The sequence below is a fragment of the Candidatus Pelagibacter sp. Uisw_099_02 genome (assembly GCF_047727625.1).
In the GTDB taxonomy this organism is placed as follows: domain Bacteria; phylum Pseudomonadota; class Alphaproteobacteria; order Pelagibacterales; family Pelagibacteraceae; genus Pelagibacter.
In genome coordinates this window covers 273,148-287,118 of record NZ_CP159822.1, presented here as the reverse complement: position 1 = coordinate 287,118, position 13,971 = coordinate 273,148, and the positions used below count along the sequence as shown (strand labels likewise).

The 13,971-nt window shown below is 32.7% G+C and carries 13 protein-coding genes and 1 pseudogene; 12 read left to right on the top strand and 2 right to left on the bottom strand.

All coding sequences use genetic code 11. From position 1 onward, the window contains the following. From ABXT47_RS01470 to ABXT47_RS01415, 12 genes and pseudogenes are all read left to right on the top strand, one after another. Positions 1–944 (top strand): annotated as a pseudogene (locus ABXT47_RS01470) (glutamine amidotransferase). Further along, complete coding sequence (locus ABXT47_RS01465; RefSeq protein ID WP_415308894.1) at positions 932–1,786, top strand: GXGXG motif-containing protein; 855 nt, start codon at positions 932–934, stop codon at positions 1,784–1,786. Before ABXT47_RS01470 ends, ABXT47_RS01465 begins: the two are co-directional and overlap by 13 nt. Further along, positions 1,786–3,210, top strand: a complete 1,425-nt coding sequence (locus tag ABXT47_RS01460; protein ID WP_415277901.1) for an FMN-binding glutamate synthase family protein — start codon at positions 1,786–1,788, stop codon at positions 3,208–3,210. Before ABXT47_RS01465 ends, ABXT47_RS01460 begins: the two co-directional genes overlap by 1 nt. Positions 3,211–3,219: 9 nt before the next feature. After that, positions 3,220–3,621, top strand: coding sequence for a hypothetical protein (locus ABXT47_RS01455; RefSeq protein ID WP_271482723.1), 402 nt, complete (start codon positions 3,220–3,222; stop codon positions 3,619–3,621). A gap of 127 nt (positions 3,622–3,748) precedes the next feature. Next, positions 3,749–5,149: an ammonium transporter gene (locus ABXT47_RS01450; RefSeq protein ID WP_415277902.1), complete on the top strand. Its 1,401-nt coding sequence runs from the start codon at positions 3,749–3,751 to the stop codon at positions 5,147–5,149. Between the two features lie 12 nt (positions 5,150–5,161). Then, positions 5,162–5,386 (top strand): hypothetical protein, encoded by a 225-nt coding sequence (locus tag ABXT47_RS01445; RefSeq protein WP_271521024.1) that lies wholly within the window; start codon positions 5,162–5,164, stop codon positions 5,384–5,386. A 233-nt stretch (positions 5,387–5,619) separates the two neighbouring features. Next, positions 5,620–6,504: a class II glutamine amidotransferase gene (locus ABXT47_RS01440; protein WP_415308892.1), complete on the top strand. Its 885-nt coding sequence runs from the start codon at positions 5,620–5,622 to the stop codon at positions 6,502–6,504. Continuing rightward, positions 6,504–7,187, top strand: a complete 684-nt coding sequence (locus ABXT47_RS01435) for a protein glxC (RefSeq protein WP_415308890.1) — start codon at positions 6,504–6,506, stop codon at positions 7,185–7,187. The genes ABXT47_RS01440 and ABXT47_RS01435 overlap by 1 nt, the downstream gene beginning before the upstream one ends. Before the next feature lie 2 nt (positions 7,188–7,189). Next, a complete protein-coding gene (locus ABXT47_RS01430; RefSeq protein ID WP_415308888.1) occupies positions 7,190–8,518 on the top strand; it encodes an FMN-binding glutamate synthase family protein in 1,329 nt (442 codons plus the stop codon). Positions 8,519–8,560: 42 nt separating this feature from the next. Then, positions 8,561–9,886, top strand: a complete 1,326-nt coding sequence (glnT, locus tag ABXT47_RS01425; RefSeq protein ID WP_415308887.1) for a type III glutamate--ammonia ligase — start codon at positions 8,561–8,563, stop codon at positions 9,884–9,886. A 5-nt stretch (positions 9,887–9,891) separates the two neighbouring features. Continuing rightward, positions 9,892–11,034 carry a diaminopropionate ammonia-lyase gene (locus ABXT47_RS01420; protein ID WP_415308886.1) on the top strand — a complete coding sequence of 381 codons (1,143 nt, stop codon included), beginning with the start codon at positions 9,892–9,894 and terminating at the stop codon, positions 11,032–11,034. 6 nt (positions 11,035–11,040) lie between these two features. Then, positions 11,041–12,462, top strand: a complete 1,422-nt coding sequence (locus tag ABXT47_RS01415; RefSeq protein ID WP_415308884.1) for a cryptochrome/photolyase family protein — start codon at positions 11,041–11,043, stop codon at positions 12,460–12,462. Between the two features lie 28 nt (positions 12,463–12,490). Here ABXT47_RS01415 and zapE read toward each other — a convergent pair whose 3' ends face one another. Both zapE and ABXT47_RS01405 read right to left on the bottom strand, forming a co-directional pair. Further along, the gene (gene zapE, locus ABXT47_RS01410) at positions 12,491–13,546 is read right to left on the bottom strand and encodes a cell division protein ZapE (protein ID WP_415308882.1); all 1,056 of its coding nucleotides are present in this window, start codon (positions 13,544–13,546) and stop codon (positions 12,491–12,493) included. After that, positions 13,543–13,971, bottom strand: a complete 429-nt coding sequence (locus tag ABXT47_RS01405) for a hypothetical protein (RefSeq protein ID WP_415308880.1) — start codon at positions 13,969–13,971, stop codon at positions 13,543–13,545. Before ABXT47_RS01405 ends, zapE begins: the two co-directional genes overlap by 4 nt.

Sequence of the window (13,971 nt, the reverse complement as noted above, 5' to 3'; positions counted from 1 at the left end):
ATGTGTGGAATAGCGGGATTAATACATAGAGGTAAATCATCAAATGTGGGAAGTGAACTACAAGGAATGCTTCAAGCTTTAAAACATAGAGGAGAAGATTCTACAGGTTACGCTTTGTATGGAGATACGGATGGTAAAAACTTTATTATGCGTTTTAAAGTTGGAGAAAATGTTGGTGAAGGAAGTTCATCAATAATGGAGGATGTTTCAGTATACGATCAAAGAAAAAAAGTTGTTGATCAGTATTTATCTGAGTTAGGTGCCAAAATAGTTAAAGAAGAAAGAATTCTGCCCTACTCTTTGAGATATGAACTTGCTTATGATGTAAAGGATCTATTAGAGTTTTCACAAAAGATTGAAAGCATTCCAGGAGTTGAAATTCTTTCCATGGGAAAATCATTAGAGGTAATTAAAGATCTAGGTAATGCTAAAATGGTTTGTGATAGATATAGTTTAGATAAGTTGGTTGGAACACATGCAATTGGTCATGCTAGAATGGCTACTGAGTCAGGTGTTGATATTAAATCTGCTCACCCTTTTTGGGGTTATCCTTTTAGTGATGTTTCTGTTGTTCATAACGGTCAATTAACTAACTACTGGAATAATAGAAGAATGCTTGAAAATAAAGGCATGAGATTTATGTCTGAATGTGATTCAGAATTAATCGCCGTTTACATTGCTCAAAAAATGAGAGAAGGAGCATCTCTTGAAGAAGGTATGAAGGCTTCTTTAACAGGTCTTGATGGAGTTTTTACATATTTTGTTGCAACTAAAGATTCTTAGGAATGGCAAAAGATACTATGGCTGCAAAACCTTTGGTTCTTTATGAATCAGATGATTTAGTAGCAATGGGTTCAGAAGAAATAGCAATCAGATCAGTTCTACCACAAGAGATAGATACATATGATCCGTATGATGGAGAGGTGAAAGTATGGCAAATATAAAAATTACAGAAAAAAAAACAAAGTCCCAGTCAATGGGTATGCACACAGAAGTTTTAACAGGAAGAACTCAACAAAAGTTTTTTAATCCTGATGAAGGTGAAAATCTTTATTATTTTGGAACTTACGATGTCGATTTTAATAAAAGAACAGAACTAGATGTTAAAGAAATGTCAGCTCCAGAGGCTAATAAAGAGATAGACAATTTAATGAGCCAAGGCTATGGAACAATTGTTATTAAAAACCCTCAAGGAAAACATAGTTTAGGTGTTGGTATTTTAAATAAATTAAACTTAATTTTTGAAGGAAGTTTGGGTTATTTTGGTATGGGTTCTTGTGATGGACCTACTGTAAGAATTAATGGTAGAGTTGGTTGGTCTTGCGCAGAAAACTTAATGGCTGGAAAAGTTGTTATAGAAAAAAATGCAGGCTCTTGTTTTGGTGCAGCTATTAGAGGTGGCGATTTAATTTGCAAAGGAAGTGTTGGTGCTAGAACTGGTATTGATATGAAAGGTGGAACTATCATTGTTGGTGGTGATGCTGGAGCATTCACTGGTTTTATGATGCAAAGAGGAAGAATTATTATTCTAGGTGATGTTGGAATAAATTTAGGAGATTCTATGTATGATGGTACTATTTTTATTGGTGGTAAAATTGGTTCTTTTGGAAGTGATGCTGTTCCATCAGATCTTACAGATAGTGACCAAGACTGGTTAAAAAGAAAATTAAAAGTTGCAGAGATAGGTGAAAAATTTGATGTCAGTAAAATGACAAAAATAGTCGCAGGGAAAAAACTTTGGAACTATGATAATCTAGAACCTCATGAAAAGAAAGGAGCTATCTAATGGCTAAAAAGAAAGTTAAAAAAAATAGTAAAAAATTAAAAAAAACTAATGGAAGTGTTGGTGGTAAAGCTGATGTTCATGCACACGAAGAAGGTAAAAGAAACAAAAGTCTATTAGGCCACAACGCTATTTTTACTCCTGAAGTTATAGACGATATTCACATTAAAGCTCAACTTGGAAGATACAGAATGCGTGGAATGGCATTAATGAAAAAAATTCCTACATTTGATGATTTAGTTTTTTTACCCGGAACTCTTACAAGATTTGTAATTGAGGGTTATAGAGAAAAATGTGAAACAAAAACTATAATCGGACCAAATTGTGAAAACCCAATTGAATTAGATATACCAGTATATATTACGGGTATGAGTTTTGGAGCACTTTCTTATGAAGCAAAAACCGCTTTAGCAAGAGGAGCAACAATGGCTGGGAGTGCAACATGTTCTGGTGAAGGTGGAATGATTCCAGATGAGAGAAGATATTCTGAAAAATGGTATTACCAATGTATTCAATCAAGATATGGTTTTAATCCTCATCATGCTCAACTAGCTGATGCAATTGAAGTATTTATTGGTCAAGGACAAAAAGTTGGAATGGGTGGACATTTAATGGGTCAAAAAGTTACTGATCAAGTAGCAGAAATGAGATCTCTACCATCTGGTATTGATCAAAGATCTCCAGCAAGACACCCTGACTGGTTAGGTCCAGATGATCTAGCTTTAAAAGTTGAAGAATTAAGACAACTTACAAAAAACAAAGTGCCAATTCAGTTAAAATTAGGTGCATCAAAAGTTTATGACGATGTTCGTATGGCAGCAAAATGTAATCCAGACTCAATATTTTTAGATGGTATGGAAGGTTCAACAGGAGCTGGTCCTCACATAGCTGCTGCAAATACTGGTATTCCAGGAATTGCTGCAATCAGAGAAGCTAGAAGAGCTATTGATGATGTTGGTAAAACTGGACAAGTAACTTTAATTTATGCAGGTGGTGTTAGAGATGGTGCTGATATGGCAAAAGCTTTAGCTCTAGGTGCTGATGCAATAGCAATTGGGACTGGTGCTTTAATGGCTTTAAACTGTAATAAAGATATACCAGAAGCAAACTTTGAAAAAGAAATGGGTGTAAAAGCTGGTGAATGTTATCACTGTCATACTGGTCGTTGTCCAGTTGGTGTTGCAACGCAAGATCCTAAATTAAGAGCTAGATTAAATCCTGATGATGCTGCATTAAGAGTTTATAATTATCTTCATGCAATGACATTAGAGGCTCAACTTTTAGCAAGAGCTTGTGGTAAAACTAATATTCACTCTTTAGAGCCTGAAGATTTAGCTGCTCTAACAATGGAGTCATCTGCATTAGCTAAAGTTCCGTTAACTGGAACTAACTTCACTGTTGGTGTTGATAACTATCACAAAATATAAGAGGTAAAAATGGTTAAGAAAAAAACAAAAACAAAAGTAAAAAAAGAAAATCTAGGTGGAAAATCTAAAGAGACTGCTAGAGAAAAAATGATTGGGCAACATATCGGTTATAGATATGATGTTAACCTATTACCTGATTATAAGAAGATGACTCCATTCTTAAAAAAATATGTAGAAGCTATGGGATGGGATGATCTTAACTGGTTAGAAGATATTCATATGGGTTATGAAGAGGACAGACCTGCTGTATTTTGCAGAAATGCAAATGGTTGGGTTACAATTCCTAAATCAATCAAATTACCAAACAATCAACAAGACAGAGATATGATTGCAAGAGAGCTTTTAGTTAAGTTTCAAATGTCTAAAAAGCACCCTCTTGTTGATTTGAAAAAAGCTTACCTTAAGTTTTAGTACCTCAATCAAAGGTTGATTATTTTTTAAAACTCGTTGCGGTTCCTTGTTTATTTAAGCAATGTATAGTTTGTCACATCTATATAAATTTTATAGTCTTTCTAAAAACTAATAGGAGAGAGAGATTATGGATGATCAATTAGGCGCTCTTACAGTTATATTTACAGAATTTTACTACTGGGTAACAGTAGTATTAATGTTCCTGATTCACGTCGGGTTTTGTATGTATGAAGTTGGAGCCTCACGATATAAACATCACCAGCATACTTTAATGAAAAATACCATGGTAATACCACTAGTAACGGTAACCTGGTTTTTCTTTGGTTGGTGGATTTACTGGGCATTCCCAACAGGACCGGGAATAGCACCTTCAATAATGAATGAGAGTTCAGCATTAATTACTGATGAAAGTACTTTTAGTGCGAAATGGTATGTAGCAAATACTGAATTTATGGCTGTCAACTTAGGTGACCGTATAAGTGGAGTATTCTGGGCTGCATTCTTACTATTTTCATGGACAGCTGCTTCAATTGTTTCTGGAGCAATCATTGAAAGAATTACAACTTTTGCATTTGGTATTTTAGCAATTGCAATTGGTTCGTGTTTCTGGGTAATTGATGCTGCATGGGGATGGCATTTTGATGGATGGATGCTTAAAATTTTAGGATATCATGACGCTTACGCATCAGGAGTAATTCACGCAATTGCGGGTGGATTTGCTTTAGGTGTTCTAATCGTTTTAGGACCTAGAATAGGAAAATTCTCATCAAGTGGTGAACCAAGAAATATAGGGCCAAGAAACCCATGGCTAGTTACAGTTGGATTATTTTTAATCTATACTGGTTTCTGGGGATTTTATGCGGCATGTAATATACCGATATTTGATCTTGGACCTGAATATGGAATGGAAGGTGTAACGTACTGGACAGCAACAAACATATATGTAACCCCAACCACACTGAGTGGAATAACCTATAACTTCTTGATGTCATTATCAGGTGGATTATTGGCTGGATACGTGGTCGCTAAAGGTGATCCATTCTGGACTTACTCGAGTGGACTAGCTGGGATCATCTGTGCATCTGCAGGTAATGATTTGTATCACCCGATACAAGCAATGCTTATTGGTGCGATCGGTGTTGTTATAGCGTACAAAATGCATTACTGGGTTGAACGTAAGTTCAAAATTGATGATGCAGTTGGTGCAGTAGCAGTACATGGTTATGCAGGAGTTGTTGGTCTTATAATTTGTGGATTTGTTTTAAATGGTTACCCAGCATCTGGATATAATGTTGGAGCTATGTGGGACGGGTCAACTTATGCATCAATCAATCCACTGGGACAATTCCTTGGAGCAATTATAATGTTCGGAGTTCTTGGAATGTTACCAGGCTACGTTATTGCTAGAATACTAAGCGCTTTTGGTAAATTAAGAATACCGCGTGAAGTTGAAATAGCAGGACTAGACTATGAAATAATGGAGGACGATAGAGAAGCTGAAAAAGCAGTCGCCTCTTCAACTAGGTAAAGGAGAAAAAATATGGCTACAGTTACAAACTGGATAGATCATTTGAGTGCAAAAGAGGTTGTCGGAGCAGTTTATCCGGGAGCTGGATCCACTGAAACTTTACTTGTTTTTCTTGGTGTAGTTTTTTGGATTGGCTGGCATGTTTTAACTGCTAGATCTGAGAGTGAAAAACTTTCAAGATTAGCAAGAAAAAGACATGGCGCTAATGATCATAAGAGCAATATTACCGACTGGTAATATCAATTAAAAATTTGGGCGCTACTTAATTGTGGCGCCCTTTTTTTTTACAAAAATTATACAATCATGGATAGAAATAATAACGAAGATCAGAGACCAAGTAAGATGAGAGGTGTCGTTTTTCCAAAAGCAAAGTATGGAGTGATAGCGGCTATTATCATCATTGTAGTGGGAAATATTTTCTACTATAAAGATTTTCTACTGTCTTTAATAAAATAAACTTAAAAAAATTTATGTGTGGAATTGTTGGCATCTACTTAAAAACTAAAAAATTTGAAAAGAATTTAGGAAAAATGTTGTCAGGTATGCTTAATAATATGGAATCTCGTGGACCAGACAGTGCTGGCTTTGCAATTTACAAAGATGAAAGTAAAAAAATATACAAGTTTTCTTTATGTATTAATGGTTTAAACTTTAATAGCTTTAAGAAAGAAATAACTAAAAAAATTAAAAAAACTAAACTTACTCAAATCTCAGATCATGTAATTCTAAAAACTCTAGAACAACCAAAGAAAGTAATTGAGATAATTAATTCTAATTTTCCTAAAGTATCTATAGTTGGGTATGGCCGATCAATAGAAATATTTAAACAAGTTGGTAATCCTAAAGATGTAGTAAAAAAATTTAAATTAGATAGTTTTAGTGGTACTCATGGAATAGGCCATACAAGAATGGCTACGGAAAGTGCAATAACTACCGATGGATCTCACCCCTACTCAACTGGTGAAGATGAGTGTTTAGTTCATAATGGATCATTATCAAATCATAACAATTTAAGAAGAGAGCTCACTAAAAAAGGTAACGTCTTTAACTCTGAAAATGATACTGAAGTTGCGGCAGGATATATTTCTAACAGTTTATCAAATAATAAATCTTTAAAAGATACGCTTACATCGGGTCTTAAAGATTTAGATGGTTTTTATACTTTTATTACAGGAACTAGAAAAGGTTTTGCAGTTGTTAGAGATGAAATAGCATGTAAACCTGCAGTAATAGCAGAAACAAAAAACTATGTTGCAATAGCATCAGAGTTTCAAGCCATGGCACATTTACCAGATGTAAATAGTGCAAAAATTTTTGAGCCTGAGCCTGGTATTGTTTACTCGTGGGGAAATTAATGAAATTAGATTTAAAAAAAAAGAAATTGAGAGAAATTAATAATACTTTACAAAATTTAGATAATAAAAAAAATGATAGAGACTTTGTGATTATGAATCCTGAGGGAAGCCATGCATTATGTGCTGGGTTAAATCAGGAAATGAAAGTTTTAATCAAAGGCCATGTTGGCTATTATTGTGCAGGAATGAATCAAAAAGCACATGTAACAATAAATGGAAATGTTGGAACAGGTGTTGCTGAAAATATGATGTCTGGAACAGTACATGTTAAAGGTAATGCTTCACAATCTGCTGGCGCAACTGCTCATGGTGGATTACTTGTAATTGATGGAGATGCTAGTTCAAGATGTGGTATTTCGATGAAAGGAGTTGATATTGTAGTTAAAGGTTCGGTTGGTCATATGTCTGCATTTATGGCTCAATCTGGAACAATGTTAGTTTGTGGTGATGCTGGTGAAGCTTTGGGTGACAGTCTTTATGAAACAGATATTTTTGTTAAAGGATCAGTTAAATCTTTGGGTGCGGATTGCATAGAAAAAAAAATGGAAAAGAAGCATTTAAATAAAATTTCAACTCTTTTAAAAAAAAGTGAAATAAAAAATATTAAACCAGATAGTTTTAAGAGATATGGTTCGGCACGAAAACTTTATAACTTTAATATCGATAATGTATCAAGCTATTAATAATGTCAGATAATAAAAAAACTCACCCTCGTATATCATGGACTTTTGATGAGTATACAAATTCAGAAATAAGAAGAGCGGCAGCAACTGGAATTTATGATATTAGAGGTGGAGGTTCAAAAAGGAAACTTCCTCACTTTGATGATTTACTTTTTCTTGGTGCTTCAATGTCTAGATATCCTTTAGAAGGATATAGAGAAACCTGTAATACAAAAGTAACTTTAGGAACACGTTACGCAAAAAAACCTTTAGAACTAGATATCCCAATTACAATTGCTGGAATGAGTTTTGGTGCATTATCAGGAAGAGCTAAAGAAGCATTAGGACGTGGAGCAAGTATGGCTGGTACATCTACAACTACTGGTGATGGTGGAATGACACCTGAGGAGAGAGGTCAGTCTAAAAATTTAGTCTATCAACTTTTACCTTCTAGATATGGAATGAATCCTGATGATCTTAGAAAAGCGGATGCTATTGAAATTGTTATAGGACAAGGTGCTAAACCTGGTGGTGGTGGAATGTTATTAGGTCAAAAAATTAGTGATCGGGTTGCAGAAATGAGAACTTTACCTAAGGGTATAGATCAAAGGTCTGCATGTAGACATCCTGATTGGACAGGTCCTGATGATTTAAAAATTAAGATTTTAGAAATAAGAGAAATTACAGGTTGGAAAGTTCCAATATTTATTAAAGTTGCAGGAGCAAGACCATATTATGATACTGCTCTTGCTGTTAAAGCTGGGGCAGATGTTGTTGTTTTAGATGGAATGCAAGGTGGAACAGCTGCCACTCAAGAAGTGTTTATTGAAAATGTAGGTCAACCTACTTTAGCATGTATTAGACCTGCAGTAGATGCGCTTCAAGATTTAGACCAACATAGAAAAGTTCAATTAATTATATCTGGTGGAATTAGAAATGGTGCTGATGTTGCTAAAGCAATGGCTCTTGGAGCAGATGCAGTTTCAATTGGTTCTGCTGCAATGATTGCATTAGGGGATAATGATCCTAAATGGGAAAAAGATTATAATAAATTGGGAACTACTGCTGGGGCTTATGATGATTGGCATGAAGGAAATGATCCTGCAGGAATTACAACCCAAAAACCTGAGCTAATGAAGCGCTTTGATCCTGTTGCTGGCGGACGACGTTTATCAAATTATTTAAAAGTGATGACGCTTGAAGCACAAACAATAGCTAGAGCCTCTGGTAAAAATGATTTACATAATTTAGAACCTGAAGATTTATGTGCACTTACAGTTGAATCTGCTGCTATGGCAAGAGTTCCACTAGCCGGAACTAGCTGGATACCAGGGTTAAAAGATAAAAAATAGTATTGTTAAGATTAATTAACAGTTGTAAATTAAATAATAAACATGTCTAAAAATTTATCTAAAATCGCTAAAGCTAAAAAAATAAGATATTTTTTGATTAGTTTTGTAGATTTTTTTGGTGTCTTAAGATCAAAATTAGTACCCACACAAGCGATTGCAGACATGCAAAAAAATGGTGCAGGTTTTGCTGGTTTTGCAACTTGGTTAGATATGTCTCCTGCAGATGGAGATATGTTTGCTCTACCAGATCCTGAAAGTTTAATTCAACTACCTTGGAACAAAGAAATTGGCTGGTTAGCTTCTGATTTATATATGTATGGCAAACCTGTTAAGGCTTCACCTAGAGTGATGCTCAAAGAACAAATAAATAAATTAAATAAAAAAGATTTAGTCATGAAGTCAGGTGTAGAGTGTGAATATTTTTTGATATCAGAAGATGGAAGCAAAATTGCTGATACTAGAGATACTCAATCAAAACCCTGCTACGATCAGTCTGCTTTAATGAGGAGATATGATTTAATTAAAGAAATATGTGATAGCATGATTGCTATGGGTTGGAACCCATACCAAAATGATCATGAGGACGCTAATGGACAGTTTGAAATGAATTGGGATTATACAGATTGTTTAACCACAGCTGATAGACATGTATTCTTTAAGTATATGGTTAAATCATTAGCCGAAAAACATGGTTTAAGAGCAACATTTATGCCAAAGCCTTTTAGCAATCTAACAGGTAATGGCTGTCATGCTCACATTTCTTTATGGAATGGAAAAATTAATAAATTTTTGGATAATGGAGACAAATTAGGTTTGAGCAAATTAGCATATAATTTTCTAGGTGGAATTATGAAACTTACTCAGCCTTTAACAGCATTTTTTAATCCGACAATTAATAGTTATAGAAGAATAAATGCACCACCAACAAAATCAGGTGCTACATGGTCACCTAGTAGTATTTCTTATACAGGAAACAATAGAACTCATATGATAAGAATTCCTGATAAAGGTAGATTTGAATTAAGGTTAATGGATGGAGCAGTAAATCCTTATTTACTTCAGGCTGGAGTAATAGCTGCTGGTTTACATGGAATAAATAATAAAATAGATCCTGGTGAACCTTTATCTTGTAATATGTATACCGATCATAAAAATTATCCTAATCTAAAAAAATTACCTAACATAATTGAGGATGCATTGGATCAACTAGAAAACAGTAAAGAAATTGAAGAAGCATTTGGTAGTGACACTATTAAAAGCTATCTAAAATTAAAAAGATCTGAAATTAAAGATTTTAATCAAGAAGAAAAGTTTGATAAAAAAAGCTCAGTAACTCACTGGGAAAAAAATAGCACTCTTGATTGTTAATAAAAATGAAATCAATCCTTCAAAAAGACCTTTGGTCCATTACATCTTTTTTAGAAAATAAAGAGTATAATTTTAACAAAGAAAATATACTCACTCAATTACCAGAAAAATTTATAGACGAAGCGATAGAAGCCATATCTAGCTGGGATAATTACGCTCCTACTCCACTGATTAAATTAAATAAATTAAATGATGAATTAAAATTCCAAAATATTTACTACAAGGATGAAGATAAAAGATTTGAACTTAAATCATTTAAAGCATTAGGTGGAGCCTTTGCTGTTTACAAGATTGCAAGTGAAAAAAAGAACATAACAGTTTCGACAGCTACAGCAGGAAATCATGGAAGATCAGTTGCATGGGGTGCACAAAGACTAGGTTTAAAATGTAAAATATTTATAAGTGAATTTGTTAGCGAGTCTAGAGCTGAAGCCATGCGTAATCTGGATGCTGAGGTTATTAGAGTTAAAGGGAATTATGACAATTCATTAAAGGAATGCATTAAACAATCTAATGCAAATAATTGGGAAATCGTACAGGATGTGTCTTGGGAAGGTTACAAAGAAGTACCAAAATTGATTATGGCTGGGTACACAATAATGGTTAAAGAAATTTTAGATGAAATAAACTCAAATTCAATAACACACGTATTTCTTCAAGCAGGTGTTGGGGGAATGGCAGCGGCAATGATTGCTGGCTTTGCAAAATTATCTAAAAATATCCCAAAGTTTATTACTGTTGAACCAGAAAATGCAGACTGTGTATTTCAAAGCATTAAGAATAATAAACCTACGACTGTTGATATAAAAAAAGAAACAATAATGGGTGGAATGTCTTGTGGAGATGTTTCAAGTATTGCCTGGGAAATTTTAAAAAATTCTACTAACTACTGCTTAACCATACCAGATGAAGCAATCTCAACTACTGTTGCACTGCTAGCAGAAAAACATTTATCTGATGAAAAAATAATAGCCGGTGAATGTGCTGTGCCAGGTATAATTGCGTTAATAGGCTCATTTAACAATAAAGAATACTTAGATAAGTTAGAGTTAAATGAACAATCAAGTGTACTTTTATTTGGTTGTGAGGGTTTAACTGATAATGCAATGTACCAAAAGCTACTAAACGATGGATTGCAAAAAATCTAAGTAAATATGACAAAAAAAGCTGTTGTTTGGATAAGAGAAGATTTTAGAATTGAAGATAATGAAGCTCTAGCTATTGCAACTCAAAATCATGAGTTTGTAAGTGCTCTCTATATTTATAACCCAAAAAATTTTGATAAAAAAAGAGAGGCTCAAAAATGGTGGATCTCTAAAGCTTTAGAAAATTTTAACCTAGATCTAAAAAAATTAAATATCACATTGGAAATTCAATTAGGTGATGAACTAGAGGTATTGTCAAATTTAAAGAAGAAAGATGATGTTACTGTTTATTGGAGTAAAGTATATGAACCAGATGTAATTAATAAAGGTAAAAAAATAAGAGATCAATTCATTAAAAATGAAATTCAATATAAATATTTTAAAGGAAATATTCTTGTAGAGTTTCAGGAAATGACTAAAGATGATGGCACACCTTATAAGGTATTCACTCCTTTTTGGAAAAAAACTGAGCAACTTTATATCTCAAAAGTACCTTCTAAATCTATAAAAGTTAAATCAAAAATAAAAAAAATAAATATATTTAAAAAATCAATTCCTATAAAAGAAATTTTACCTAAGAAAGATTGGCATAAAAAGTTTGAGAAATACTGGATACCGTCTGAACAAGAAGCTAAAAAATATTTACAAGAATTAATAAATAATAGAATTGAGGGCTATGGAGAAGCACGAGATATTCCAGGTGTTAATGGAACCTCAAAGTTATCTCCTTTCTTAAAATTTGGCCAAATACATGTAGAAACAATTTGGAAGAAATGCCAAGAGATTAAAATTAAAAAAATGGGATATAGAAAGTATATTAATGAGTTAGGATGGAGAGAGTTTTCTCATAGTCTAATTAATTACTTTCCCCAAATGCTAAAAGGCAATCTTAGGAAAGATTTTGATAATTTTCCTTGGGTTAAAAATGAGAAGTTTCTTAAAGCTTGGAAAAAAGGTATGACAGGATATCCCATTGTTGACGCTGGGATGAGGGAACTGTACGAAACAGGATGGATGCACAATAGGGTACGAATGATTGTTGCTTCATTTCTTGTAAAACATTTAAGAATTCATTGGAACGAAGGTGAAAAACATTTTAAAAATTGTTTGGTTGATTATAATGAAGCTAGTAACGTTGCCCAATGGCAATGGGTTGCAGGATGTGGGGCAGATGCAGCTCCATACTTTAGAATCTTTAATCCTATTCTTCAGGGTGAAAAATTTGATAAAGATGGGATTTATACAAAAAAATGGGTTCCGGAACTTAAAAACATGCCTAATAAATTTTTATACAAACCATGGGAACTAGAAACCAAATACCAAGAGCAAATTAAGGTTATTGTAGGAGTTGATTATCCAAAACCGATTGTGGACCATGCTGAAGCAAGAAATGCTGCACTAAACGCTTTTAAAACAATTAAAAAAAACTAAGTGCCCAAATAACTTTAAGACCACTGTATTATTTAACCTGAATATTTGAAGTCAGTTCATATATTCTACTTAAAGTTCTCTTAAAAGGTTCGTTCAAATTATTAGCTGATGTTAATTTAACTAAATTGGATGCACTACTAATAGTTAAATTTACTTTTTTTTCATAAATAATATCAATCAGTGTAATAAACCTATGTTGTTGATTTGAATTATTTTTATTAAAACTAGGTAAATTTTCAATGAAAATATGTTTGCAGACTTCTGCAATCTTAATATAATCCTCAGCTCCTAGATTTCTATTACACAAATCATTAAAATCAAATCTAGCTATACCTTCATGATAATCTTTAATAATAAACTTTCTATCTTTAATTGATAAATTAACTTGTTCTTTTTTTTTATTTTTAGTTAATTTTCTAAATAACTTATTCATTCTAAAGCTAGTTGTCTCATTTAATGGATAGAAATAACTAAATTTATTTTTATTTTTTAATTTCCTATAGTCTTCTTTTATTAGAAGCGTTTGTTCAAAACACTTTGACTTCATTATCTTTATAAATGGAATAAATTGATCTCTCTGAAGGCCGTCTTTATATAAATCATTAATTTTAATATTAGATGAAAAAATAACTTTTATATTCTCTTCGAATATTTTTTTAAATAAAATCCCTAATATCATAGCATCAACAATATTGGTAACTTGAAACTCATCAAAATAGATTAATTTATATTTTTGTTTAAGTTTTTTTACAAATTTATCTATAGCATTTTGTTTTTTACTATTTTTATTGTGGAAAATAAAATCATGAAATTTAATCATAAATTCATTAAAATGTAGTCTTTGCTTGCTTTGCTTAAAATTGTTAAAAAAAAAATCTAAAATCATAGTTTTACCAACTCCAACATCCCCTTGTAAATAAAAACCTGGCACATATTTTCTTTTTGAAAATAAACTTCTAAAAAAACTATAATCTAAATTATTTTGATAAAATTTATTAAGAGATTCTACTGTACTAATTTGATCATTATTTATTTCAAACCCTTTTATAGCGCAGTATTTTAAAAATAATTTTTTAAGGTTCATATTTTTTTTTTGAAATCTATACCATATTCTGATCTAGGTCCTTTTCTCAAACCAAAGGGCCCTGATATAAAAATAGTTAAAGGTCTTGTTCCTTTTTTTAAGTCCACACGGTGTAGGGTATTTGAAGATCTAAAACCAATGTATCCTACGGGTCTCCAAAATTTACCTTCTTTTAAGGTCTCCCAATAACCTTCTTTTAGAATTATTGTAATAAAAGGAAACGTATGATTATGAACACCTTCGCCATGATCATCAGCTAACATTTCGTGTATTAAAATATTAAATGGAAACCATCTTGGTCTATTTCTTAATAAAACATAATATCTGTTCATCCATGGTTTTGCTTCTTTAAATTTTTTATGAGATGGCCCTCTATCTAAAACAATTCTTTTTCGGCCTTTTTTTTCTAACCACTTAAGAAACAC

Coding starts and splice junctions, on each gene's coding strand:
- ABXT47_RS01465 (WP_415308894.1), top strand. CDS start 932: ATGGCAAATATAAAAATTACAGAAAAAAAAACAAAGTCCCAGTCAATG.
- ABXT47_RS01460 (WP_415277901.1), top strand. CDS start 1,786: ATGGCTAAAAAGAAAGTTAAAAAAAATAGTAAAAAATTAAAAAAAACT.
- ABXT47_RS01455 (WP_271482723.1), top strand. CDS start 3,220: ATGGTTAAGAAAAAAACAAAAACAAAAGTAAAAAAAGAAAATCTAGGT.
- ABXT47_RS01450 (WP_415277902.1), top strand. CDS start 3,749: ATGGATGATCAATTAGGCGCTCTTACAGTTATATTTACAGAATTTTAC.
- ABXT47_RS01445 (WP_271521024.1), top strand. CDS start 5,162: ATGGCTACAGTTACAAACTGGATAGATCATTTGAGTGCAAAAGAGGTT.
- ABXT47_RS01440 (WP_415308892.1), top strand. CDS start 5,620: ATGTGTGGAATTGTTGGCATCTACTTAAAAACTAAAAAATTTGAAAAG.
- ABXT47_RS01435 (WP_415308890.1), top strand. CDS start 6,504: ATGAAATTAGATTTAAAAAAAAAGAAATTGAGAGAAATTAATAATACT.
- ABXT47_RS01430 (WP_415308888.1), top strand. CDS start 7,190: ATGTCAGATAATAAAAAAACTCACCCTCGTATATCATGGACTTTTGAT.
- glnT (WP_415308887.1), top strand. CDS start 8,561: ATGTCTAAAAATTTATCTAAAATCGCTAAAGCTAAAAAAATAAGATAT.
- ABXT47_RS01420 (WP_415308886.1), top strand. CDS start 9,892: ATGAAATCAATCCTTCAAAAAGACCTTTGGTCCATTACATCTTTTTTA.
- ABXT47_RS01415 (WP_415308884.1), top strand. CDS start 11,041: ATGACAAAAAAAGCTGTTGTTTGGATAAGAGAAGATTTTAGAATTGAA.
- zapE (WP_415308882.1), bottom strand. CDS start 13,546: ATGAACCTTAAAAAATTATTTTTAAAATACTGCGCTATAAAAGGGTTT.